Origin of the sequence: Alistipes sp. 56_sp_Nov_56_25, from assembly GCF_001915285.1 — a bacterium.
Taxonomy (GTDB): domain Bacteria; phylum Bacteroidota; class Bacteroidia; order Bacteroidales; family Rikenellaceae; genus Alistipes; species Alistipes shahii.
This window is the reverse complement of the sequence record NZ_MNQF01000044.1, coordinates 4196-4720: the sequence shown is the minus strand read 5'-3', so window position 1 is coordinate 4720 and position 525 is coordinate 4196. Positions and strand designations below refer to the sequence as shown.

Here is a 525-nt window from a genome sequence, read left to right as displayed (position 1 = left end):
GTTTCCGAACAATGCGGAACGGTTCTGAGTGCGATTCAAACGACTCTCGGCGAAGAATCCGAGGTAGACTGGCATTTCGACAAACATCCCCGGCTTGCAGTTCGGGAAGTAATCGCTCTTCCGGAGACCCTTGACGGGGAGAAGCTGCCGCGCGTGCAGGTCTTTCACCCCGGGCAGCGTGTCTTCCGGAGCGATCCCGACTATGAAATGTCCGGTTGTTGTGTCGTCTGTTCGGGTAATGACGATAAGGAGACACCCTCCGACAAGGATCTTATCCTGATCTGCTGCTCAGACTCGGAAACTGAAGTCTATCCATGCGAACTACGTTCCATATCCGATAATCATTAAAGACACCTTCAAATGAACATGCAGGAATCCGATTTCCGGCGTGCGCTGGAAATCATCACCCGAAACAACAGAATCACTGTGTCGTTCAACACACCGATCGCCGACAACTACTCCCAAGTCTATCCGCTTCTTATCCATGAGAGCAACGCTTCGGTACTGAAACAGCTCCATGAGGCG

Annotated in this window: 1 protein-coding gene; it reads left to right on the top strand. The window is 52.0% G+C overall.

All coding sequences use genetic code 11. The features are described from left to right. Window positions 1-348: hypothetical protein (locus BHV64_RS08970; RefSeq protein ID WP_288115761.1), on the top strand; the 348-nt coding region annotated here is incomplete at its 5' end. Between the last annotated feature and the right edge of the window lie 177 nt (window positions 349-525).